The sequence below is a fragment of the Lentzea rhizosphaerae genome, assembly GCF_042649515.1.
Lineage (GTDB): Bacteria > Actinomycetota > Actinomycetes > Mycobacteriales > Pseudonocardiaceae > Lentzea > Lentzea aerocolonigenes.
On sequence record NZ_JBHRZI010000023.1, the window covers coordinates 26,025 to 49,404 of the forward strand.

Annotated in this window: 19 protein-coding genes and 4 pseudogenes; 12 read left to right on the forward strand and 11 right to left on the reverse strand. The window is 68.6% G+C overall.

Features of this window, described 5'->3' with window-relative positions:
• Positions 1 to 11: 11 nt before the first annotated feature.
• From ACFOWZ_RS27330 to ctaD, 3 genes are all read right to left on the reverse strand, one after another.
• Positions 12 to 911: an SDR family oxidoreductase gene (locus ACFOWZ_RS27330; protein WP_382376759.1), complete on the reverse strand. Its 900-nt coding sequence runs from the start codon at positions 909 to 911 to the stop codon at positions 12 to 14.
• Positions 912 to 984: 73 nt separating this feature from the next.
• On the reverse strand, positions 985 to 2,214 hold the full coding sequence (locus tag ACFOWZ_RS27335; protein ID WP_382376760.1) for a cytochrome P450: 1,230 nt from the start codon (positions 2,212 to 2,214) through the stop codon (positions 985 to 987).
• A 60-nt stretch (positions 2,215 to 2,274) separates the two neighbouring features.
• Complete coding sequence (gene ctaD, locus ACFOWZ_RS27340) at positions 2,275 to 4,029, reverse strand: aa3-type cytochrome oxidase subunit I (RefSeq protein ID WP_382376762.1); 1,755 nt, start codon at positions 4,027 to 4,029, stop codon at positions 2,275 to 2,277.
• Between the two features lie 262 nt (positions 4,030 to 4,291).
• On the opposite strand from ctaD, the gene ACFOWZ_RS27345 reads away from it, so the two are divergent.
• A complete protein-coding gene (locus ACFOWZ_RS27345; RefSeq protein WP_382376985.1) occupies positions 4,292 to 4,555 on the forward strand; it encodes an STAS domain-containing protein in 264 nt (87 codons plus the stop codon).
• A 238-nt stretch (positions 4,556 to 4,793) separates the two neighbouring features.
• Positions 4,794 to 6,248, forward strand: coding sequence for an NF041680 family putative transposase (locus ACFOWZ_RS27350; protein ID WP_382376764.1), 1,455 nt, complete (start codon positions 4,794 to 4,796; stop codon positions 6,246 to 6,248).
• 27 nt (positions 6,249 to 6,275) lie between these two features.
• Here ACFOWZ_RS27350 and ACFOWZ_RS27355 read toward each other — a convergent pair whose 3' ends face one another.
• Positions 6,276 to 7,049 carry an IS5 family transposase gene (locus ACFOWZ_RS27355; protein ID WP_382376765.1) on the reverse strand — a complete coding sequence of 258 codons (774 nt, stop codon included), beginning with the start codon at positions 7,047 to 7,049 and terminating at the stop codon, positions 6,276 to 6,278.
• A 212-nt stretch (positions 7,050 to 7,261) separates the two neighbouring features.
• A complete protein-coding gene (locus ACFOWZ_RS27360) occupies positions 7,262 to 8,425 on the reverse strand; it encodes an HNH endonuclease signature motif containing protein (RefSeq protein WP_382376766.1) in 1,164 nt (387 codons plus the stop codon).
• A gap of 202 nt (positions 8,426 to 8,627) precedes the next feature.
• Here ACFOWZ_RS27360 and ACFOWZ_RS27365 point away from each other — a divergent pair.
• The 3 genes and pseudogenes from ACFOWZ_RS27365 to ACFOWZ_RS27375 all read left to right on the forward strand — a co-directional run.
• Positions 8,628 to 8,759: pseudogene (locus ACFOWZ_RS27365) on the forward strand (helix-turn-helix domain-containing protein); the annotation flags it as partial.
• Between the two features lie 18 nt (positions 8,760 to 8,777).
• Entirely contained in the window at positions 8,778 to 9,095 is a 318-nt protein-coding gene (locus ACFOWZ_RS27370; protein ID WP_382376986.1) for a transposase, read from the forward strand.
• Entirely contained in the window at positions 9,092 to 9,946 is an 855-nt protein-coding gene (locus ACFOWZ_RS27375) for an IS3 family transposase (RefSeq protein WP_382376767.1), read from the forward strand. Before ACFOWZ_RS27370 ends, ACFOWZ_RS27375 begins: the two co-directional genes overlap by 4 nt.
• A gap of 188 nt (positions 9,947 to 10,134) precedes the next feature.
• Here ACFOWZ_RS27375 and ACFOWZ_RS27380 read toward each other — a convergent pair.
• From ACFOWZ_RS27380 to ACFOWZ_RS27390, 3 pseudogenes are all read right to left on the reverse strand, one after another.
• Positions 10,135 to 12,451, reverse strand: a pseudogene (locus ACFOWZ_RS27380) (beta-xylosidase/alpha-l-arabinosidase).
• Positions 12,452 to 12,473: 22 nt separating this feature from the next.
• A pseudogene (locus tag ACFOWZ_RS27385) lies at positions 12,474 to 12,959 on the reverse strand (hypothetical protein).
• Positions 12,956 to 13,321 (reverse strand): annotated as a pseudogene (locus ACFOWZ_RS27390) (carbohydrate ABC transporter permease); the annotation flags it as partial. The pseudogenes ACFOWZ_RS27390 and ACFOWZ_RS27385, both read right to left, overlap by 4 nt.
• Before the next feature lie 16 nt (positions 13,322 to 13,337).
• On the opposite strand from ACFOWZ_RS27390, the gene ACFOWZ_RS27395 reads away from it, so the two are divergent.
• Complete coding sequence (locus tag ACFOWZ_RS27395; protein WP_382376987.1) at positions 13,338 to 13,826, forward strand: substrate-binding domain-containing protein; 489 nt, start codon at positions 13,338 to 13,340, stop codon at positions 13,824 to 13,826.
• A 36-nt stretch (positions 13,827 to 13,862) separates the two neighbouring features.
• Here the strand turns inward: ACFOWZ_RS27395 and ACFOWZ_RS27400 are convergent, their stop codons facing one another.
• From ACFOWZ_RS27400 to ACFOWZ_RS27410, 3 genes are all read right to left on the reverse strand, one after another.
• Positions 13,863 to 14,888 (reverse strand): DUF4268 domain-containing protein, encoded by a 1,026-nt coding sequence (locus ACFOWZ_RS27400; RefSeq protein WP_382376768.1) that lies wholly within the window; start codon positions 14,886 to 14,888, stop codon positions 13,863 to 13,865.
• A gap of 62 nt (positions 14,889 to 14,950) precedes the next feature.
• Positions 14,951 to 15,607, reverse strand: coding sequence for a response regulator transcription factor (locus ACFOWZ_RS27405; RefSeq protein WP_382376769.1), 657 nt, complete (start codon positions 15,605 to 15,607; stop codon positions 14,951 to 14,953).
• Positions 15,604 to 16,719 (reverse strand): sensor histidine kinase, encoded by a 1,116-nt coding sequence (locus tag ACFOWZ_RS27410; protein WP_382376770.1) that lies wholly within the window; start codon positions 16,717 to 16,719, stop codon positions 15,604 to 15,606. Before ACFOWZ_RS27410 ends, ACFOWZ_RS27405 begins: the two co-directional genes overlap by 4 nt.
• 86 nt (positions 16,720 to 16,805) lie before the next feature.
• Here ACFOWZ_RS27410 and ACFOWZ_RS27415 point away from each other — a divergent pair, with 86 nt between their 5' ends.
• From ACFOWZ_RS27415 to ACFOWZ_RS27440, 6 genes are read left to right on the forward strand one after another with little or no spacing between them, the layout of a single operon-like run.
• Positions 16,806 to 18,293, forward strand: coding sequence for a hypothetical protein (locus tag ACFOWZ_RS27415; protein ID WP_382376771.1), 1,488 nt, complete (start codon positions 16,806 to 16,808; stop codon positions 18,291 to 18,293).
• A gap of 45 nt (positions 18,294 to 18,338) precedes the next feature.
• Positions 18,339 to 19,139, forward strand: coding sequence for a hypothetical protein (locus ACFOWZ_RS27420; protein WP_382376772.1), 801 nt, complete (start codon positions 18,339 to 18,341; stop codon positions 19,137 to 19,139).
• A 5-nt stretch (positions 19,140 to 19,144) separates the two neighbouring features.
• A complete protein-coding gene (locus tag ACFOWZ_RS27425) occupies positions 19,145 to 19,849 on the forward strand; it encodes a response regulator transcription factor (protein ID WP_382376773.1) in 705 nt (234 codons plus the stop codon).
• Positions 19,839 to 21,563 (forward strand): sensor histidine kinase, encoded by a 1,725-nt coding sequence (locus tag ACFOWZ_RS27430; RefSeq protein ID WP_382376774.1) that lies wholly within the window; start codon positions 19,839 to 19,841, stop codon positions 21,561 to 21,563. Before ACFOWZ_RS27425 ends, ACFOWZ_RS27430 begins: the two co-directional genes overlap by 11 nt.
• 48 nt (positions 21,564 to 21,611) lie before the next feature.
• Complete coding sequence (locus ACFOWZ_RS27435; RefSeq protein ID WP_382376775.1) at positions 21,612 to 22,298, forward strand: M23 family metallopeptidase; 687 nt, start codon at positions 21,612 to 21,614, stop codon at positions 22,296 to 22,298.
• On the forward strand, positions 22,299 to 23,318 hold the full coding sequence (locus tag ACFOWZ_RS27440) for a C40 family peptidase (RefSeq protein WP_382376776.1): 1,020 nt from the start codon (positions 22,299 to 22,301) through the stop codon (positions 23,316 to 23,318).
• Positions 23,319 to 23,380: the final 62 nt, after the last annotated feature.

The window sequence follows — 23,380 nt, forward strand, 5'->3', positions numbered from 1 at the left end:
GGGTAAACGAGTCACGTGAGCAGCTGGCCTCCGGTGACGCCGAGGACCTCGCCGGTGATGTAGCTGGACTCCTGCGAGGCGAAGAAGACGAAGACCGGTGCCAGCTCGGCGGGTTGTGCGGCACGGCCCATCGGCGTCTGCGCACCGAAGTCGTCGACCTTCTCGGCGGGCATCGTCGCGGGGATCAGCGGCGTCCACACCGGACCGGGGGCGACGGAGTTGACCCTGATGCCCTTGCCGATGAGGTCGGCTGAGAGGGACTTGGTGAAGTTGACGATGGCGGCCTTGGTCGCCGCGTAGTCCATGAGCGGGGGCGAGGGCATGAACGCTTGGATCGACGAGGTGTTGATGATCGTGGAGCCAGGACGCATGAGCGGCACCGCCGCCTTGCACAGCCAGAACATCGCGTAGATGTTGGTCTTGAACACCCGGTCGAACTGCTCGCTGCTGATGCCGAGCAGGCCGTCGCTCTGCGCCATCTGGTACGCCGCGTTGTTCACCAGGACATCGATGCGCCCGAACTCCTCTTCGGCGCGCTTGACCAGCTCGCGGCACGCGTTCTCGGTGCGCAGGTCGCCTGGTACCAGCACGGCTTCCCGGCCGGCGTCGCGCACGAGTTCGGCGGTGCGTTCGGCATCGGCCTGTTCCTCTTCCAGGTAGGACAGCAGCACGTCCGCGCCTTCGCGGGCGAACGCCACTGCCGCGGCGCGGCCGATGCCCGAGTCCCCGCCGGTGATCACGGCTTTGACGTCGGGCAGGCGTCCGCTGCCCCGGTAGGTGCGCTCGCCGTGGTCGGGCTCCGGCCCCATCCGCCGGTCGGTGCCGGGATGCGGCTGCTCCTGGCCCTCCTGGTCGCCGGGGCGCGGGTACTGCTCCCTGGGGTCCTGGCGCGTGTACTGGTCTTCTGGCATCTGCGGGCACCTCGTGACGAGACGGGACTACGGCACCGCAGGTGTTCCCGTGCGGACGCTGTTCAACCTCAGCTCATCGCCGATGCGCTGGACTGAGCACGAACCCGCTGCGCGGACGCGCCGGAATCCTGCTCAACGAGATCGTGAGGTCCTGTTCGGGCACGTCGTAGTCGAGGCAGGCCAGGCGGGTGCACAGCTCGGCGAGCAGCGCGACGGTGAACGGTTCGCCGGGGCAGCGGTGCCCGGTGTGCGGATCACCGGCGCCCTGCGGCACCAGCTCCCAGTCACCGATCTCACGGCCCACGAACCGCTGCGGATCGAACCGGTACGGATTCGTCCACAAGCGACTGTCGTGGTTCTGGCCGTAGAGGTCCAGCAGGACAAGGGAACCCTCCGGCACGTGCTCGCCCTGCCACGTCAGGTCCTGTGCGGCGCGGCCACCGAGGAACGGCGCGAACGGGTAGAACCGGCGTAGCTCGTGTGCGAACGCCACGGCGAAGTCACCGCCTGCCCGCAGTGGTTCCCGGTGCTGCGGCCACCGGTGCAGCGCATGTCCGGCGTACGCGACGAACCAGCACACCGCGACCGTCGGCCGGATCACGTTCAGCAGCTCCACCGTTGCGGTGTGCGGGTCGAGGAGCTCGCCGTCCGCTTCACGGTGGCCGGCGACGACCTCGAGGGCCGAACCGGGCGGTGCGTCGAGCTCGTTGTCGCGCACCTGCTGCACCAGCGACGCGAGCCAGGCTTCACGGCGATTGCGAGCCTTGCGGGCACGCCAGTGCCGCGGTCCGGCCGTGGCGAACCCGTCGACCATCGCCACCAGATCGGCTGCCAGGTCCGCCACCTCGTGGGTCTCCACCGGAACGCCGGCCCACCGGCGCACGCCCGCGGTCAGCGCCCGGCTCGCCTCGTCGAACAGCACGACCTCGCGGCCCGCGCGCCACCCGACGACGGTGTCCTCCCACGCGGCCGCCACGCAGGCGACCAGCGAGGCGATCGACTCACGGGTCACCAGCGACAGGAACAGGCTCTTGCGCTGCCGGTGCGTGTCGCCGTCCAGCGTGTGCACCGCGCCGTGACCGAACAGCGTGCTCAGCACAGGTCCGGGGATCGCGCCGTGCCGCTGCACGTGCTTCTCGTCGTAGAAGAACTGCGCGGCTTCCGGCCCGCACAACCCGAGGGCGGGCTGGCCCATGACACGCGTCCGGACCACGTCGCTGCCGGTGCTGCGCCGCAGGCCCGGCAGCCAGGCGTAGCCCTCGAGCAGGAGCTGCAGCGACTGGTCTCCGAGGCGATCTCGCATTCCCATACGTTGCCTGTGCCCACTTCGTTGAGCTTCAAACACGAGCGCGGGCTCCACGGCTCAGTGCTTCGTCTCGCGGTCGGTCGGCGCGAGCACCTGGTCGGTGGTCTTGTCGATGCCGGCGGGCCCGCGTTTCGTGATGGACACGTGCGACTCGTCTCGCATCCGCTCGACCATGTGCGGGTGGTGCAGCTCGAACGCCGGGCGCTCCGACCGGATCCTGGGCAGCTCGTGGAAGTTGTGCCGCGGTGGGGGAGAGGTCGTCGCCCATTCCAGCGAGTTGCCGAAGCCCCACGGGTCGTCTCCACCGGATGGTTCGCCGTAAAGGCGGCTGCGGAAGACGTTGTACACGAACGGGAGCACCGACAGCCCGAGCACGAATGATCCGATGGTGGAGAAGGTGTTGAGGAACGTGAAGTCGTCGGTGGGCAGGTAGTCGGCGTAGCGGCGGGGCATGCCCTGGTTCCCGAGCCAGTGGTGAACCAGGAACGTGCCGTGGAAGCCCAGGAAGGTCGTCCAGAAGTGCAGCTTGCCCAGCGGTTCGCTCATCATCCGGCCGGTGATCTTGGGGAACCAGAAGTAGATGCCGGCGTAGGTGGCGAACACGATCGTGCCGAACAGCACGTAGTGGAAGTGCGCGACGACGAAGTACGTGTCGGTGACGTGGAAGTCCAGCGGCGGCGAGGCGAGCAGGATGCCGGACAGGCCGCCGAACAGGAACGTCACGATGAACCCGAGGCTGAACAGCATCGGCGTCTCGAACGTCAGCTGGCCTTTCCACATCGTGCCGATCCAGTTGAAGAACTTGATGCCGGTCGGGATGGCGATGATGAACGTGGTGGCGGAGAAGAACAACAGCAGCACGGCGCCGGTGGCGTACATGTGGTGCGCCCACACGACCACGGAGTAGAGCGCGATCGCGATCGTCGCGTAGACCAGGCCCTTGTAGCCGAACAGCGGTTTGCGGCTGAACACCGGGAAGATCTCCGACACGATGCCGAAAAACGGCAGTGCCACGATGTAGACCTCAGGGTGGCCGAAGAACCAGAACAGGTGCTGCCACAGGATCACACCGCCGTTGGCCGGGTCGAAGACGTGCGCGCCGAAGTGCCGGTCGGCGAGCAGCCCGAGCAACGCGGCGGTCAGGATCGGGAACGCCAGCAGCACCAGGATCGACGTCACCAGGATGTTCCAGGTGAAGATCGGCATCCGGAACGCCGTCATGCCCGGCGCCCGCAGGCACACGATGGTGGTGATCATGTTGACCGCACCGAGGATCGTGCCGAGACCACCGACCACGAGCCCGGAGATCCACAGGTCACCACCGATGCCGGGGGAGTGCGTCGCGCTCGACAACGGCGTGTACGCGGTCCAGCCGAAGTCCGCCGCGCCCGCCGGGGTCATGAACGAGCTGACGACGATCAGGCCGCCGAACAGGAACAGCCAGTACGAGAAGGCGTTCAGGCGCGGGAACGCCACGTCCGGCGACCCGATCTGCAACGGCACCACGAAGTTCGCGAACCCGAACACGATCGGCGTCGCGTACAGCAGCAGCATCACGGTGCCGTGCATGGTGAACAGCTGGTTGTACTGCTCGTTGGACAGGAACTGCAATCCCGGCCGCGCCAGCTCGCCGCGCATCAGCAACGCCATCACGCCGCCGATCATGAAGAAGCCGAACGACGTGACCATGTACATGATCCCGATCAGCTTGTGATCGGTGGTGTTCAGCAGCTTCAGGAACGCGGCGCCCTTGCGGCCCCGAGTGGCCGGCGTCGGGTGCGCGATGACCGGTGTGGGCTTCAGCGTGGTCATGGTCCCCCTTCGACCCGCACGGCAGGTGCCGCGCAGCGCAGGGGCTACCCCGCAGAATCCACGTGACACTCGCCAACGCCCGTCCGTACGGACGAATTCGCACCGCATTCCTGCAGCAGGAACGAGATGAAGGCACCGGTGTGGGGCAAGGCGTCCTCGTCCCGAGTGGCGTCGCCGGCCCGGCGGACACGGGCACCACCTCATAAGCGCGATCAGTGCGCACTAGGTTGGGCGGGTTGGGGTCGTCCTTGCGGGTGATCCCCTGTTCTCGTGCCTCGACACGACGTCGAGCGCGGTCATCGTCGACCTGACGAACGTCGAGTTCATGGGCTCGACCGGTCTGAACATCCTCGTGCGGGCTCACGAGACAGCTCTCAGCCGCACCATCGCACTCCGCATCGTCGTCGGCACACGTGCTGTCCTGCGCGCCATGGAGATCAGCGGCCTGGACAGCTACCTCCCGCTGAGCCGGTCCATCTCAGCGGCGTTGACCAGCATCGGCGCCCGCGCCGACGCGGACCGATGACCGCGGACCAACTGACCCTCGACGCCGACCTGCTCGGCCACTGCGTGGTGATCCGGCCGAGGGGAGTTCTCGATCGTTCCACGTATCCGCGACTCCGCGACTGCATGCTCAAACACCTAGCTTGATCTTTAACCTCGGCAGCGGTGACCTGCACCCTGGTTGATCATGAGCGCAGCCCTTGGTTGATCATTCGTCTTGCGACAGAAGAACGATCGACACAAGGGCTGCGGTGATCAGTGTGCACGATCCCGATCAGAAGGCGGCACTCGGGGAGTTGACCCGGTTCCGCGAGGAGTTCTACGGGTGTCTGACGGCTCGGGCGGATGCGTTGTTCGAGCTGGCCGACGCGGTGCTGTGCACCGACGGTCCGGTCCGCTCGCTGGTCGGCCTGTCGCTGGCGCCGGAGCACCAGCGCGGGCACGGCGCGCTCTACGACGGAATCAACCACGGCCGGGTCGATCTCGCCCGTCTGCGTAATCTTGTTGCCGCGCAACGGTTACCCAGAGCCGCCGATGACCGCATCGTGCTGGCGGTGGATGTGTCGCCGTGGCTGCGACCGGACGCGAACACCTCACCACAGCGGTCGTTCTGCCACACCTACGGCCGCGGCAAGGGCCAGCACCTGATGATCCCCGGCTGGCCCTATTCGGTCGTCGCGGCGCTGGAGACCGGCCGCACCTCGTGGACCGCGCTGCTCGACGCGATCCGGCTACTCCCCGGCGCGGATGTCGCGGCGGTGAGCACCGCGCAGGTCCGCGAGGTCGTGCACCGGCTCATCACCACCGGTCAATGGCGCGAGGGCGACCCGGAAATCCTGGTCGTGCTCGACGCCGGCTACGACGCCCCGCGCATCGCCCACCTGCTGGCCGATCTGCCGGTGCAGATCCTCGGCCGGATGCGCGCCGACCGCGTGCTGCGCCGTCCCGCGCCACCACTGCGGCCCGGCCCCAGCCCCGGCCGCCCGGCCCGCCACGGCGCCGAGTTCGCCTTCGGCGACCCCGCCACCTGGGGCACCGAACAGGCCACGACCACCACCGGCACCCGCCTCTACGGCACCGCCACCGCACAGGCCTGGGACCGGCTGCACCCCAAGCTCACCAGCCGAGCGGCCTGGACCGACCACCAGGGACCACTGCCGATCATCGAGGGCACGGTGATCCGGCTGACCGTCGAACGGCTGCCCCACGGCGGCGAGGCGAAACCGGTCTGGCTGTGGTGGTCGCAAACCGGCGCCTCCGAAGCCGACGTCGACCGCTGCTGGCAGATGTTCCTGCGCCGCTTCGACATCGAGCACACCTTCCGCCTGTTCAAGCAAACCCTGGGCTGGACCGTCCCGAAACTGCGCGATCCCGAGGCCGCCGACCGCTGGACCTGGCTGATGATCATCGTGCACACACAGCTCCGGCTCGCCCGGCTACTGGCCACCGACCTGCGCCGCCCCTGGGAGAAGCCCACCCCGCCAGAACGGCTCACCCCCGCTCGGGTCCGACGCGGATTTCGCAACATCCGCGCGAAGATGACCTCTCCAGCGAGCGCACCGAAACCCTCCCGCCCAGGCCCCGGACGGCCACCCGGCACCACAAACCAGTGCCGGGCTCCCCGCCACGACGTCGGACGCATCCTGGCGACCGGCGAGGCCTACCAACGCCCTGCCCACCACAAGAAAGGCACCAAGCCACGACGAACGGGTTAAAGATCAAGCTTAGTGCCTGTTTCTGAGCTACTGAGGCTGCGTGAGTCGTCGGACGGTGATGCGGATCATCGACCATCGCACCATTGCCTCGCGGGCGCAGCGGCGGTGGTTGGTGATCCATGCCAGGGTCCGTTCCACCACCCACCGCCGTGGCAGCACCGTGAAATGCGGTAGGTCGGGCCGTTTCACTATCTCGACTGTCAGCGCGAGGGTATTGCGTGCCCAGCCGAGCAGGGTTCCGGTGTAGCCGCCGTCCGCCCAGATGAGTTGGACCCGCCGTCCGGCGGCGGACCGCAGGCGCCGCAACAGGGAGCGGGCTGCGATTCTGTCCGATGTGGATGCTGGGGTCACCAGCACCGCGATCAGCAGCCCGAGGGTGTCCACGGCGATGTGGCGTTTGCGTCCCTGCACCTTCTTGCCCGCGTCATAACCGCGGGTCGACGTGGACACGGTAGGCGCCGCTCGCACGGGCTGAGAGTCGATGATCGCCGCCGACGGGGCGACGTTGCGGCCGTCCGCCGGCCGGGCACGGCCGCGCAACGCGTCCAGCAGTCGCTGGGTGGTGCCGGCCTTCTCCCAAGCGGTGAAGCGCTTGAAGACAGTTGGCCAGGGCGGGAAGTCGGCGGGCAGGGCTCGCCACTTGATGCCGTTGTCGACCACGTAGAGGATCGCGTCGACGATCAGCCGGCGGCAGTGCTTTTCCCACCGTCCGCCACGACCGGCCAGGCACGCCGGATCGGGCAGCAGGGGGTCGAGCCCGGCCCATTGGGCGTCGGCGATGTCGGTGGGATACCGGCTCACCCGCCGACCGGGCTGATGTGTGACGGCCAAGCGGCAACAGGCGGGACCCGGGGTGGAACCGCCCGCGGGGATCGGGCACGACAACAACGGAACTCCTGGCAGAACGGCGCTTCGACAACGTCCGATCTACCAGGAGTTCCTCTGTATGCACACCACAGGGCTCTCACCTGCTCAAGCTCGGAAACAGGTGCTTAGGTGCGGGTTGCAAATTTTTAGAATGGTGGTGGATCGCCGAGTACTGGTTCGGGGTGGCGTTCGTAGTTTTTTCCTGCGGGGCTGCGGAAGCAGAATCTGCCGGGGTTAGGTTGGCTCACCTGCCAGGCCGTGCGGTGTTTGACGCGGTGGTGTCGGCGGCAGAACGCGCCCAGGTTCGCCGCCGAGGTCGAGCCGCGCGGGAACGGGACCGTGTGGTCGAGGTCGGACTCGTGCGAGGGGCGCATGCAACCCGGGAAACGGCAGGTCCGGTCACGGGTCCACACGAACCGGCGCAGTGCTGCGGGTGGGCGGTAGGTGGCGGTGCCGAACTCCAGGGCCTCGCCGGTGGCCGGGTCGGTCAGCAACCGCCGCCAGGTCGCGTCTCCGGCCAGGTTACGAGCCAGTTCGGCGGTGATCGGGCCGTAGCCCGCGAGTTCGCCGGGCTGTGAGGACAAGCCCATCAGCGTGGCGGCTGAGACTGTCACGTACAGCTCGACTTTGACCGCGCTGGTCTTGTCGGGGGTGGCGAGCAGCAGGTCGGCGAACACGTCCGCCCTGGTCTGGTCCAGCGTGCGTGGGTCGGACGGCGTGTGGGCCTGACGCGCGATCGCGTCGACCCGAGCCGAGCACGCGGCGGCCAGGTGCGCGGGCAGGAAAGCCCAGATCCGCGCCATGTCGTCCTCGACTGAGTCCAGGCCGGTGCAGCGTTGCTTCTTGCGTTCCTCAGCGCGCTCCCGGTGACCTTCCGGGTCGACCTTCATCACCACGCGGCGCGTGAGCCGGCGCATTTGTGCGCCGGTCTGGCCTGCGGCCTTGGCCAGCACGCGGGCCTCCACCTCGGCGGCCAGGTCGGCCGACAGCGGCATGGTCTGGTCGTGCAGCACGCGGGCCTTGTAGAAGTCGATCTCCCCCTTCTCCAGGGCATCGAGCGTCTGCGGCAGCCTGGACGCCAGGTCCAGCGCCAGGGCGATCTGGTCGGTGGTCCAGCGCGACGTCCAGCGCATCGCCGCCGCGATCTCGGCGTCGAAGAACTCCTCGCCCTCACACGCGATCGCGTACTCCGCGAGCACACGCAACGACTGCGCCTGGTGATAGGCAATCTGTTTGTGGTGATAATCGAGAGCATCGAGGACCTCGACCGCTTCCATGCCCACAATTTTATTCGTGATCAAAAACCGCAAAGGGGGCTCAGGGCCTCACGATCGAGTGAAAGTGCAGTCGAGGAAACGAAACCAAGCTTCCGTCCTCATGTTCTGGTGCGCCTTGCCGTGACGTAGCCAGCGCCATGAAGGGCCCCTTCATCGACTGAACCGCTCCCCGGAAGTTGGACTGGGAATCCAGTTCCGACTCTTGGGGAGCGGTTCGTTGCATCGACACAGTTCGTTGTCTGAGCGGCAGCAGGAGGCTGCTGTCGCGTTGTTCGAGGCCGGGTATGGCAGAGCTGCTGTGACGACCCGGCTGGGTGTGTCCGCGACCGCGGTGCGACGCTTGCGTGATCGTTGGAGGCTGCGAGGCCCAGGAGCGTTGGTGGCGATGACGGGCAAGCGGTCGTTCACGTTCGAGGTCAAGCTCGAGATCGTGCGCCGGTTCGTGGCCGGTGAAGCGACCGCGATCGAGCTGGCGCGGGAGCACGAGCTGTCCTCGCCCAGGCTCGTGCAGAACTGGGTGCGGGCGTATCGGCGTGAGGGCGAGGAAGGGTTGCGGCCCAAGCCCAAAGGTCGGCCCGCCGCTGCCGCGGACTCCTCCGGGCCGAGCGAGCTGGAACAGTTGCGGGCCGAGAACCTGCGGCTCTCGGCGGAGAACGCCTACCTGAAAAAATTGCGGGCCTTGAGGGAACAAAGGCGAGGGTGAAAGCCCAGGTCATCGCCACCCTCAAGACCGACTACCCGCTGCCGGTGCTGCTGGAGGTCGCAGGTCTTGCCCGGTCGACGTTCTTCTACCACCAGGCCCGGCTCACCCGGCCCGACCCGCAGGCCGGGCTCAAGGCCGCGATCACCGAGGCGTTCCACGCGGCCTGTGGCCGCTACGGGCACCGGCGGATCCACACGGTGCTGACCCGTGCCGGCTGGCAGGTGGCCAAGAAGACCGTGCTCACGCTGATGAACATCCTCGGCCTGGTCTGCAAGGTCCGCCGGCCGCGGCGGTATCGGTCCTGGCTCGGGCAGACCGGCACGATCGCCGAGAACGTGCTGAACCGCGAGTTCGGCGCGTCCGCGCCGGACACGAAGTGGGTCACCGACGTGACCGAGTTCCGCATCGGCGCCCGCAAGCTCTACCTGTCACCGGTCATCGACCTGTTCGACCGGTCCGTCATCGCCTACACCCACGGCCTGTCCCCGTCGCTGGAACTGACGAACTCCTCGCTGCGCGCGGCGATCGCCACCCTGCCCGCCGGAGCCGCACCGCTGGTGCACTCCGACCAGGGCTTCCACTACCAGCACGCCTCCTGGCGCAAGCTGCTCGACGACGCGGGCCTGACCCAGTCAATGTCGCGGCGGGCCACCTGTCTGGACAACTCCATCGCCGAGAACTTCTTCGGCCACCTCAAGGAAGAACTGTTCCACCACAACACGTTCGACACCATCGAGGACTTCACCGCAGCCCTGGACGACTACCTCGATTGGTACAACACCACCCGCATCTCCACCACGCTCAAGGGCCTGAGCCCGGTCGAATACCGAGCCCAGGCCCTCACGGCCTAACCTTCAGTTAGCCAGTCCAACTTCCGGGGACCAGTTCACGTGGATGAAGGAGCCCTTCATCCAGATCAACAGGCCTGAACTGGAAACGTCCACGTCAGTCCTCGACGCGCGCCAGTGCACCAAGGTTGTCCCAACGCCCGTCGAAGTCTTTCCGGTTCCCCATCGCCGCGGGGTTCGGGCTCCACACGTCAGGATTCCGCGGCGTCCGCCTGATGCACCACCTCGACGGGAGTCGTCAGCACCCGGTTCGCGTCAACGGTCCGGATGCCGCCGGTCACGGTGAAGGATCCACGCAACGGCGTGTCCAGCGACGAACCGCCGACAGCGATGTCGAACCGGCCGGGTTCAACGATCCGCCGCAGGTCCAGGCCGGTGAAGGCGAGGCGATCGGTGTGCAGGCGGAACGTCACTCGGGCGCGTTGTCCCGGTTCGAGGGCGACACGGGCGCAGCCGGCGAGTTGCTGGACGGGGCGGGTCACCTGCGCGACGGGGTCGTCGAAGTAGAGCTGCACGACTTCCTCCCCGCCGCGCCCGCCTGTGTTCCTCACCTCGCAGCTGATGGTGATCTCGCCGTCGGCCGGGACCGGGGTCCGCGGACAACGCGAGATCGGCGTAGGCGAACGTCGTGTAGGACAGGCCGTGGCCGAACGGGTACGCCGGTGTCGGGTCGAGGTTGCTGACGCCCTGGGTGTTCCCGCCCAGTGGCGGGTGCAGGTAGGTGCCGGGCTGCCCGCCGGGCAGGGCGGGGATCTGCACGGGCAGCTTTCCGCTGGGCACCACCCTGCCGCTGAGCACGCCGGCAAGGGCGGGACCGCCTTCCTCACCGGGGAAGAACGCCTGCACGATCGCTGCGGCCCTGTTCACGTACCGGCCCAGCGCGTAGGGGCGGCCGGACACCACGAGCAGCACCACCGGGGTTCCGGTCGCCAGCAGCTCTTCGACGAGCTCGTCCTGCACTCCCGGGAGGCTCAGGTCCTCGGTGTCGCAGCCTTCACCGGACGTGCCGCGGCCGAAGAGGCCGGAGCGGTCGCCGACGACGGCAACGCACAGGTCCGCGGCGCGTGCGGCGTCGGTCGCGGCGGTGAAGCCCGACCGGTCGTCGTCCTTGATCGGGCAGCCGGGCGACGAGGTGATGGTCGCGCCGGGCAGTTCCGCGTGCAGGGCGTCGAGCAGGGACAGCGCCTCGATGCCGAGCGGCAGGTCGGGGTGGCGGGGCAGCACGTGGTTGGGGAAGGAGTAGCAGCCGAAGAACGCCTGCGGATCGTCCGCGCAAGGGCCCACGACGGCGATTGAGGCGTTGGCTGCCAACGGAAGCACGCCCTGCGGGTTGTCGAGCAACACGACGGCGCGCTCGGCGAGCCGGCGGGCGATGTCCCGGTTGCCGGGTGGGTCGAGGTCGACGGGACCCGGCGGCACCGGCGCCCAGTCGTCGTCCAGGAGACCCAGCTCGGCCTTCTGGCGCAGCACGCGCCGGACCGCGCGATCGACGTACTTCTCTTCGAGAGCACCGGAACGGACCTGGTCGAGCAGATCTTCGCGGTAGCAGAGGGCGTCGAGCAGTTCGACGTCGATTCCCGCGCGCAACGCGAGTGCGCCCGCCTCACCGTTGGAGGTGGCGACGCGGTGCATCGACACGAGGAAAGCGATCGACCAGTAGTCCGACACGACGGTGCCCTCGAAACCCCAGTCGTCGCGCAGGATTCCGGTCAGCAACGACTCGTCGGCTCCAGCGGGCACGCCGTCGTTGTCGTTGTAGGAGTTCATGACCGAACGTGCGCCGCCCTCGCGGACGGCCATCTCGAACGGCGGGAGGATGACGTCGTGCAGTTCGCGCCGCCCCATCGAGACGGGTGCGTGGTTGCGGGCCGCGCGCGAGGCGGAGTAGCCGGCGAAGTGCTTGAGCGTGGCCACGATGCCCGCGCTCTCCAGGCCGCGGACGTAGGCGGACGCCATCATCCCGACCACGTACGGATCTTCACCGAGGGTTTCCTCAACGCGTCCCCACCGGTAGCCCCGCACGACGTCGAGCACCAGTGACAGTCCTTGATGGACACCGACCTGGCGCATGCCGCTGCCGATCGCGTGCGCCATCTGCTCGACCAGGGCGGGGTCGAACGTGGCGGCCCACGCGAGCGGAGCGGGGAACACCGAGGCGCGGTAGGCGGTGAAGCCGGTCAGGCACTCCTCGTGGACGATCGCCGGAATACCCAGCCGGGTCTTCTCCACGAGCCCGCGCTGGAGCTCCGCGAGCGCGGCCGCACCCTCGGCGGGATCCACCGGCTTGCTGCCGAACGGACGGGTGAGGTGACCGATCCCGTGCCGGGTCGCGGTCTCGAAGTCGACCTGCTGAGCGAAGATGTCCTGCATCGGTGCGACGTTCTCGACCGCGCCGTCCTCGTCGTCGGTGCCGTGCGAGGCGCCTGGCCAGACGCTGCCGAGCTGGGCGATCTTCTCTTCGAGGGTCATCTCACCGAGCAGTGCCTCGATGCGGTCGTTCGATGGCATGGGTTTCCTTTGCGGTGATGGGCTACTTGCCGAATCCGGCCGTCATGCCGCTCACGAGATGACGGCGGCCCAGGACGTAGAGCACGAGGACGGGAACGGTCGACAGCACGACGGCGGCGAGCACCGCGGGGACGTTCACGGTGAACTGGCCCTGGAAGGACCACAGCGCGAGCGGAAGCACCCGCTACTCCGGGCTCTGGGTGAGGATCAACGGGAACAGGAACCCGTTCCAGACCGTGAGGCCGTCGTAGATCGCGACGGTGATCACGACGGTCGCCAGGGTGACGATGACGCTGTTGGCGAAGTACGAGGCGAACTCGTTGTCGAGAACGAGTTTGTAGTTGTCGAGCGTGGGGTCGGCCGGTGGCGCGAGAGGGTTGCCGTCGAAGAACCCTGCCTGGCTGCGCAGGCTGGTGACCACCACGTAGTAGACCGGCACGAGGATCACGATCAGCCAGAGGAAACCGCCGAGACCACCGGCGATGTTCGGGCGCGTGCGAGACGTCATCCCATTCCTTCCTGCTGGCTGCCGCGGTCGAACCGGGCGAGGCGGGACAGGCCGAGCGACAGCGCGACCCCGACCACCACGAGCAGAACGGCGATGGTGCTCGCCCTGCCCATGTCGTTGTTCGAGAACCCGGTCAGGTACATGTCCAGCGGCAGCAGACGTGTCGCGTTGCCGGGCCCTCCCCCGGTCAGCACGAACACGATGTCGAAGTAGGTCAACGACCCCACGAGCATCAGCGTCGACGACGTGATGATCGTGTAGCGCAGCTGCGGCAACGTGATGCTGAAGAACTGGCGCAACGGACCGGCGCCGTCGATGACCGCCGCCTCGTAGAGCACGGCCGGGATCTGCCGGGCCCCTGCTTAACACCTCACCGAACTGGGCCACCGGCGCATCGGCATGGTCGAGGGACGAGCTGACGCGCTGTGCGGAGTCGCGCGCCTGCACGGCTACCACGCCGCATTGGCCGCGGCGGGCATCACTCCGGATCCCGACCTCGTCCGGCCTGGCGACTTCACGTTCCAGAGCGGGTACCAGGCAGGGTTGGACCTGCTGGACCTGCCCGACCCGCCGACTGCGGTCTTCGCGGCCAACGATCCTGAGGCGCTCGGGGTCATGGCCGCTGCTCGCGTTCGCGGCCTGCGGATCCCGGAGGATCTGAGCGTCGTCGGCTTCGACGACATGTCGCCCAGCCGGTGGGCGTCGCCGCCGCTCACGACCGTGCGGCAGCCGTTCGCCGAGATGGGGCGCGCGGCTGCCGAGGCGCTGTTCCAGCTGGCGGCCGGTGAGACTCTCAACAGCACGCGGGTGGAGTTGGCGACGACTCTCGTGGTGCGCGAGTCGACCGCGCCGCCGTGCACCGACTGACCGTCTGGCTCGTCGTGCAGAGCGACGCTGCTGGGATCAGCCTTCGCCGGCTGGGAGTGCCGCGTCCTCGGTCAGGCTCGGCACTCCACCCACTCGGCTCACCGCGGTGCGAAGGCGTGCCTGGGTGTCGAGCATCCACGTGAGCACCTCTTCCCACCGCTGCTGTTCACCGATTTTCGGACCTAGCAGTCTGGCCTCGACACGGCAGCCCTTGTTGTTGGGCAGATCGTCGAAGATCAAGTCATCGCCGAACACGTCGAGGATCTCCTCCTTGCGGGCGTTGAGCACCTGCCAGCGCAGGAGGTTGATCTCGGCGTCCGGATGCTCGAAGTAGAGTTCCGAGCGGCAGCCGAACGTTGCGTAGGACACCGACCAGATCGCGTGGGAAACCCCGGTCGGCATGCTCCACCAGTTCTGTGCTGGCGCGGAGGCGTTCGTCCAGCCCTTTTCCTTCGCCCGCGGTTCGAACAGAGACCAGAACTGTTGGTAGAGCTGCTGGGTCTGGGTCGGGCCCGCCGCTCCCGCCGAGGCGGCGGCCATCGCGAGCTTCTCCCAGTCGTTCGGTTTGACCACCAACTCCAGCCACGGGGCGATCAGGCCGGCAGGTGCTCCGTTCAGGGTGACGGCCGCAAGACGTACGCCGAAGAAGCGGATGCTGGGATCGGTGTGGGTGTTCAGCCACTCCAGTGCGGCGCGGTGCTCCTCCCGGAAGTGCTCGGCGATCCAGACGATTGTGGTCGGCTTCGTTCCACCGGCATACGTCAGGATCTGACCGAGATGGCCGTGGTCCGTCGATCCGTACTGGTTCTCGACGATCACGGGTGTGCCAGTCGCGACCTCGTGTCCGATGATGTCGAGGGAGAACTTCCCGACCTTGTACTCCCGGGATTCCAGCTCGACGTCGAGCCCGAGAGCCTCACTCAGCAGATCCGCGTTGGTGAGCAGCCACGGGGTGAAGTGATGTGGCTCGGTCGGCCACACCGAAGTGATCGCCACAGGCTGCAGGCGGGTGAGGTTCACCAGTGGTGCTGCCGCCGAGGAAACTTCGCCGTCTTCGGACATGCCGAGCAGGCTATCGCTCTTCATGCTCGTATCGGGAGCCAACAACTGTCATGGTTCCGCCGTCAGGAGATGCGGTAACCGATGCCCGGCGTCGTCACGATGACCGCCGGACTCCCGAGCTTCCGCCGCAACCGCCCCACCGTCACCGTCACGGTGTTGGTGAACGGATCGGCGTTCTCGTCCCAGACCTGTTCGAGCAGGGCTTCAGCGCTCAGGAACCCAGGACTCGCCCGCAGCAACGCCTCCAGCACCGCGAACTCCTTCACCGAGAGCTGGAGTTGGCGCCCGTCGCGAACAGCGGTGCGCCGCAACGGGTCCAGCTCGATCCCGGCCGCGTGCAGGGTGCGGGGACGCGCGTGCGGTTTGCGCCGGGCGAGGGCCTGGATGCGCAGGATGAGTTCGGGGAAGTGGAAGGGCTTGGCGAGGTAGTCGTCGGCTCCCAGCGTCAGGCCGCTGACTCGGTCGCCAGGGGTGCTCGCGGCGGTCAGCATCAGCACCATCGGGCGCTCCGGCCGTTCGGTGATCATGTGGCACAGGGTGTCGCCGTGCAGGCCGGGGAGATCTCGGTCCAGGACGACCACGTCGTGGGCGGTGAGGTCCAGTTTGGCGGCGGCGGTCAGTCCGTCGTGGGCCAGGTCGACGGCCATGCCCTGGTCGCGCAGACCTTCGGCGAGGACCTCCGCCAGGGCGTGGTCGTCCTCGACGACGAGGATCCTCATGATGCCGGGAGGTGGATGGTCACCCGCAGGCCGCCTTCCGGCCGGGCGAGCAGAGTGACGTGGCCGTTGTGGGCGGTGGCTACCGAGGCCACGATGGACAGTCCGAGTCCCGCGGTGCCGGTGCGGGCTTCGCCGAGACGTTCGAAGGGCAGCAGAAGGCGGTCGACGTCCTGCTGGTCGAGGACTCGCCCGCCGGTGTCGACGACCAGCACCGTCTCGTTCTCGTCAGCCGATCCGGAGATCTTGATCCAGCCGTTGTGCTCGTTGTGCGTGACGGCGTTGTCGACGACGTTGCCGACCAGTCGGGCCAGCAGCGCCGGGCTGCCGACGGTCGTCATCCCCGGCGGCAGGTCCACTGTGACGGTCAGGCCCTTGCTCCGCGTGTCGGCGCTCCGTTCGCGCAACGCCGTGTCGACCAGGTCACCGAGGTCGACGAGGGCGGCGTCGGCCAGCGCGCCGTGTTGCGCGCGGGCCAGCACGAGGAAGCCGTCGAGCAGGTGGTCGACCCGGTCCAGCTGGGTTCGCAGGCGGTCCGCCAGCGCCACCGTCGACGTGGCGGGGGTGGGCTTGGCGACGGCGACGTCCAGCGAGGCGCGCATCGTCGCCAGGGGTGTGCGGAGCTCGTGGGACGCGTTGGCGACGAAGCGGCGCTGAGCGGTGAACGACGTCTCCAGCCGTTCGAGCAGCTCGTCGATGGTGTCCGCGAGGTCCTTCACCTCGTCGGCCGGGCCGGTGACGGCGAGCCGCTGGTCCAGGCTGTCGGCGGAGATGCGGCGCGTGGCACCGGTGATGAGCCGCAGCGGTCGCAGCACGCGCTGTGCCAGGCCACGGCCGAGGAGCAACGAGACCACCACCATCACGATCAGCGCGAGCACCGAACCGGCCAGCAGCTGGCGGGCCTGCTGCTCGTGCACCGTGCTCAACTGCTCCTCCAGCAGCCGGATTCTCAGCTCTGCGGAACCGCTCTGGTTCCCGGACGGGGCGACGTCGCTCGCGCTGCCACCCGAGAGCAGGAAGGTCAGCACGAGAAGTCCGATGCCGGACAACAGGAACACGACGGCGTACAGGATCGTGAACCGCCATTGCACCGTGCGTCTCCGCTGACCGATCATGCGCTCAGCATGCCTTGACCGACCTAACAACGGCATGACAGACGTGGTTCGGCCCGTGTTCCCGGCCGCTGCCTAGAACAGAACCCATGTCGACCAAGCTCCTCCGGCGGGAATGGACCGCCTTCCGCAGCCTCGGCCGCCTGGCCGCACTGGCCACCGCTGCCCTCGCGATCATCTCGCTGGGCCTGCTCTACGCCGTGGGCAACCGTTCGTCCTGCGACGGTCCCTGCCCGGCCGTTCCCACCGCCGACAACGGCTCCGTGGTGAGCGACCAGTTCTGGTTCCGGCATCGCGATCTGGGCGAACAGGGCAGCATCACGGTCCGGCTGACCGCGATGACCGGGACGATCACCTATCCCCCGCCCGGCCACGACCAGATCGTGCCGGGCCTGGTGCCGTGGGCGAAGGCCGGGATCATCATCAAGGACGGGGTCCGGCAGGGCTCGCAGTACGCCGCGCTGATGATGACCGGCAGCCACGGCGTGCGCTTCCAGCACAACTACCGGCACGACGTCGCAGGAACCGGCGCCACGGAACAGTCACCTCGCTGGCTGCGCCTGACCCGTGCGGGCGACACCATCACCGGCTCCGAGTCGGCCGACGGCGAACGCTGGCACACCGTGGCGACGGTGCAGCTCGACGGACTTCCCGCCACCGCACAGGTCGGCCTCTTCGCCACCTCCCCCGGCGACCTCACCCTCCGCAGGACCGGCCTCGGCGGCGCGATCGAACAGGTCCGGTTCACCCAGGCGGTCGGCGTCTTCGACAACATCACCGTCCAGGGCGGCACCGTGGGCACGTGGCAGAGCGAGCCGGTCGGCGACATGAACCACACCGACTGGGAGAAGTACCACAACGCGTCGGGGTCGGTGGAGAAGGACGGCGTCGTCACCATCAGCGGCGTCGGCGACATCGGCCCGCTCGGCGAAGGCGGCACACGTGGTGCCGAGAAGTCCCTGACCGGCCTGGTGATCGCGCTGATCATCGTGATCGTCGTCGCGGCACGCCACGGCGCCCGCGCGGCGCACCAGTCTCGACCGGTGATCGCCGCACGAGCCGTGATCACCGGGACGGCCACCTTCGTCACCGGACTGGTGGCCGTCGCCGTCGTTCTCCCGCTGAGCACGGCGATCCTGAAGACCAACGGTGTTCCGGTGCAGCCGATGTCCGTGCTGACCACCGTGCGGCTGGTCGTCGGCATCGCAACTGTGCTCGCACTCTGTGCCGTTCTCGTTCTCGCGCTCGGTGTGTGGGCGCGCCGTGGCTGGGCAGCTGTCCTCATCGGACTGTCGCTGATCGCGCTTCCCTATGCGGTGACGACGTTGCCACTGCTGCCCGACCCGGTCGCCGAGTGGTTGTTGCGGCTCACGCCGGCCGCCGCTTTCGCCGTCGGGCAGACAAGAGTCGAGTATTCACAGGTGATCGCGCACTACGCGCCTTCGGCCGGGTACTACCCGTTGCCTTGGTGGGCCGGTCTTCTCGTGCTCTGCGCCTACACCGTCATCGTTGTGCGCGTGGCGGTTCGCGGCGCACCCGCAGCGAACACCGCACCGCAGCCGGAACCTGCGCGGTGATCGCCTCGGCCCTGCTGCCCGGTCCGTGTGGCACACTGCCATCAAGTGGACCTTCTTCTGCTGAAACTGTTTCTGGCGCCCTCTCTGGTCGTGGTCTCCGCTCTGGCCGGCCGCAGGTGGGGACCGGCCGTCGCGGGAGTGCTCGTCGGGCTGCCGATCGTGGCCGGGCCGATCCTGTTCATCACCTACCAGCAGCACGGCGCCGCATTCCTCGAGAGCGCAGCCAGTTCGTCGCTGCTCGGACTCGTGTCGCTCGCCGTGTTCGCCGTGGTGTTCGCCCACGTCGGCCGGCGGGCGGGCTGGTTCGTCACCACGGCGACGACCTGGGCCGCTGTGCTCTGCGCGGACTTCGCGCTGTCCTTCCTCCGTGTTCCGGTGCTCGTCGCGTTCGTGTGCACCCTCACCGCGACCGCGGTCGCGGTGGTCGCGATGCCGAAACCCGAGCCGGACCACCCGCCCGACTCGACATCGTCACCGCCACCGAGGTGGGATCTGCTGGGGCGTGCCGCGGCCACCAGCGGCCTGGTGCTCGTGATCACCACGGCATCCACCGCGCTCGGCCCGGGCTGGACCGGTCTGCTGGCGCCGTTCCCGATCGCTACCAGCGTTCTGGCAGGCTTCGTCCACGCGCAGCACGGGTCCGTGATCACCGCGCGAGCTCTGACAGGCGTGATCACCGGCCTGTTCGGTTTCGCGGCCTTCTGCTTCGTGCTCGCCGTTCTCGCCGTCCCGCTCGGCATCGCCGCGTTCGCAGCCGCCGCCGGGGCGACTGTCGTTGTCCAGGTTCTGGTGGTGCGCGTCCGGAACGCGGCCCGCCGAGCCTTGATCACCCGGCTGGCATCATGACCGTCATGTGCGCCTACGTCCTGGTGGCCGAAGACGAACCGAAACAGGCTGAGCTGATAGGGCGCTTTCTCGCTCGGGAGAACCACACGTTCCAGCTGGTCGGCGACGGACGCACGGCGCTCGACGCGATCCGCGTCCGTCGGCCCGACCTGCTGGTGCTGGACCTGATGCTGCCCGGCGTCGACGGGTGGGACGTCTGCCGGGCCGTTCGAGCCGAGGACGCGGACCTGCCCGTGCTGGTGATCAGCGCACGGGCCGACGCCGACGACAAGCTGCTCGGGTTCGACCTCGGTGCGGACGACTACCTCGCCAAGCCGTACGACCCCCGTGAGCTGATGGCGCGGGTGCGGGCGTTGTTGCGGCGGTCCGGGGCGAACGGCACTGCGGTGCGGCGGGCGTTGCGGGTCGGCGACCTCGAACTGGATCCGATGCGGCACGAGGTGCGGATCGGTGGCCGGCCGGTCGCCTGCACGCCCGCCGAGTTCCGCATCCTCGCCGTGCTGGCCGCCGAGCCGGGGCGGGTGTTCAGCCGGGCGCAGCTGCTCGAGGACGGGTACGGGCTGGACGGGTTCATCACGGAGCGCACGATCGACGTGCACGTGCGCAACCTGCGGCGCAAGATCGAGACCGACCCGGCGTCCCCGGCGTACCTGCTGACCGTCTACGGGGTCGGGTACAAGATCGCGGACCTGAGCGATCGTGACCGGTAAGCCCCGCCGCCTGCGGTTGCTGTTGCTGGCGGGCACCGTGCTGGTGTCGGCGTGTTCGATCGCGGCGACGGCGTGGCTGTCGGTGCAGAGCACGACGCAGACGTTGCAGGCCGAGCAAGGGCGCAAGCAGGCCGGACTGGCCCGTGTCTACGACGCCGTGCTCGGGTACGGGGCCGTCCACCCCGACTGGTCGGGCATCACGCCGCTGATCGAGGACCTCAGCCGCCAGACCGGGTTGCACGTCCAGCTCACCACGGCGGAGCGGACCCTCATCAGCGGCACGGCCGGTGCGGAGGACCTGCAGGCGACCAACCAGCCGGCCGCGGTGGTCGATCCGCTCAACGTCGACCTCGACCTGCGACCGGACACCCCGCAGGACCGCATCGACCCCCGCGCTGTGGGCCCGTTCCTGCTCACCACCGAGGAACAGCGGGTGTCCCGGACGCAAGCCGAGGTCGACGTCGCCTGTGCCCGTGGTGGGGGCGTGGCGGCGGAGATCCGGACGAGTCCGTCCGGGCGCTCGTACGCCTGGCCGTACGCGGACAGGTGCAGGTCGCTGACGCTGAACCAGCCGACGGAACAAAGCGCGCTCCAGCAGATCAACAAGCACGTGCGCGACTGCCAGATCAGCAACAGGACGCCGTACAGTCCGGCGTACATCGGTGCCGACGGCGCACTGGAGATGCTGCCGTTCCCGGACTCGACACCTCTGAACGACAAGTGCCTGGCCAACGCCCGGCGCGCGGTGCTCGCGTCCCACGTGGCCCCGGCCGCGTTCCTGTTCGTCGGGCAACCGGCGGGCCAGCGCACAGTCGTGGGCCTGCCCGCCGCCGGGATCACGCAGATCGTACTCGCCGCGTCGCTCGTGCTCGTGCTCGCGATCGCCGTGAGCTTCCTGTTGGCGGGGCGTGTGTTGCGGCCGCTGACCGTGCTCACCGCGGCGGCCAGGCGAATGCGCGCGGGCGACCTGTCGGCGCGGGCGGAGGTCAGGTCGCGCTGGGAGGTCGCCGAGGTCGCGGCGGCGTTCAACGACATGTCCGCGCACCTCGCGCACGCGGAGACGTTGCGCAAGAACATGGTCAACGACCTGTCGCACGAGCTGCGGACGCCGCTGGGCACGATGCGCGGGTGGCTGGTCGCCGCGCAGGAGGGTGTTGCGGACCTGGACGCCGACCTGCTGGAACTGCTGCTGCAGGAAACACTGGTGTTGCAGCAGCTGGTCGAGGACCTGCAGGAGCTGGCCGCCGCCGACGCGGGTGCGCTGAACCTGCGTCCGGAACCGGTGGACGCCGCCGAACTCCTCGCCGGAATCGCCGCCGCGCACCAGGTCGTCCTCGACGTGCCCGCCGGGCAGGAGCTGCGGCTGACCGCGGATCCGGTGCGGCTGCGGCAGGTGGTGCGCAACCTCGTGGTCAACGCCGTGCAGCACACCCCCGCGGACGGACAGGTCGCAGTCGGCGGTCGCGTCGAGGGCGACGAGGTCGTGCTCACCGTCTCCGACACCGGGAACGGCATCGCCGCGGAGGACCTGCCGCACGTCTTCGACCGGTTCTGGCGGGCCGACCGCTCCCGTGCTCGCGTCACCGGCGGACGTGGTCTCGGCCTGGCGATCGCGAAGCACTACGTCTTGGCGCACAAGGGAAACATCAGCGCGGCGAGCGAGGTGGGGGTGGGCACGACGTTCACGATCCGGCTGCCCCGCGAAGAAACCTGAACATCATCTTCTCGGGTTCTTAACAACTTTGCCCGAACCTCCGCGGTCATGCGACACCGGCTCCCCCCGCCTCCGTCGGCGCTGCGCGGACGCGTCGTCGTCGCCGCCGTCGCGGCAGGCGCTTTCGCCGCGGCAGGCGCGGGCCAGACCGTGCACGCCGCAGCCAACGAGGTCCAATCCGCGAACGGCGGGGCGACCTTCGACGGAACGGGTGGCGACACCCTCTCCGCCCCGCAGGTCCTCGCCGTCTCCCGTGCGACGCCGGAAGGTGCGGCCGAAGCCGCCAAGCTCCTGCGCAGCCAGCAGATCACGTCGCGGCGGGAGGCGACGGAGGCGGAGAAGAACCGCCCGAAGTTCGCCCGTCCCGCCGCCGGCGACTTCACCTCCGGCTACGGCGGCCGCTGGGGCAGGCTGCACCTCGGCATCGACATCGCGGGCCCCATCGGCACCCCGATCCTCGCCGCCGCCGACGGCGTGGTGAAGGACGCGGGCCCTGTTTCCGGTTTCGGCCAATGGGTCCGTCTCGTGCACGACGACGGCACCATCACCGTCTACGGCCACGTCGACACCTACAGCGTCCGCGTGGGACAACGGGTCCAGGCCGGCCAGCAGATCGCCCGCATGGGCAACCGCGGCGAGTCCACCGGCCCCCACCTCCACTTCGAAGTGTGGAACCCCGCCGGCAACAAGATCAACCCACTCCCCTGGCTCAACGATCGAGGCATCACCGTCTGAGTGCGCCAGGCACACGAGAAGGAGGACCGCGACGTGACGTCGCACCCCTCGCGCCGCGCCGTGCGCGGAGCATTCGTCACCACGGCGGCAGTCGTCGCGGCCGTGCTCCCCACGACGCCGGCCACCGCACAGCCCTCCGCCGCTGACGCGCTCGCGAAGTTCAACGAGCTGTCCCAGAAGGCCACCCAGCTCAACCAGGACAAGCTGAAGGCGCAGGGCGACCTGGCCGCCAAGCAGGGTGAGCTGGACAGGGCCGAGGCCACCCTGGCCACCGCGCAGGAGGCCGCGCGGCTCCAGCGCGGCCAGGTGGACCTCCTCACCGAGGTCAGCTACTCGGGCGCGCGCTTCAACCAGCTGTCCGCGTTGCTCGTGAGCGACTCGCAGCAGGACTTCCTGAACCGCATGTCGGCCCTCAACGTCCTCGCCGCCGACAACGCCGAGGCGATGCAGAAGCTCACCAGCGCCATCGACGCCGCGGACGCCGCCACCAGAACGGCGGACGAGGCGACCGACGCGTCGAAGAAGCTGCTCGCCGAGATCGAGCAGAAGAGCGCAGACCTCCAGAAACAGCTCAACGACGCTCGCACCCAGTACGACTCGCTCAACGCCTCGACCAAGAGCTCACTCAAGAACGCCGGCGACACGTCGACGATCCAGGCCCCTCCGGGAACCGCGGGCAAGGCGCTGCAGTTCGCACTCGACCAGCGCGGCGACAGGTACGTCCACGGCGCCACCGGCCCGGACGCCTGGGACTGCTCCTCGCTGATCCAGGCCGCGTACCGCTCGGCCAACGTGTCCATCGGCCGCACCAGCTACGACCAGGCCAAGGCGGGCCGCGCGGTCAGCCGCGGCGAGGTGAAGCCCGGCGACATCATCGTCTACTACTCCGGCCAGTCCCACGTGGCGATGGCGGTGGACAGCGTGCGCGCCGTGCACGCGTCGACCGAAGGCGTGCCGGTGAGGATCGCCGACATCGACTCGATCGGGCCGATCAGCGTCATCCGCCGCATCAGCGACTGAACGACGCTGATGCGGTGGCCCGAGTCGTCCCGCACCCAGTTCAGGCCGACACCCGCGCGAAC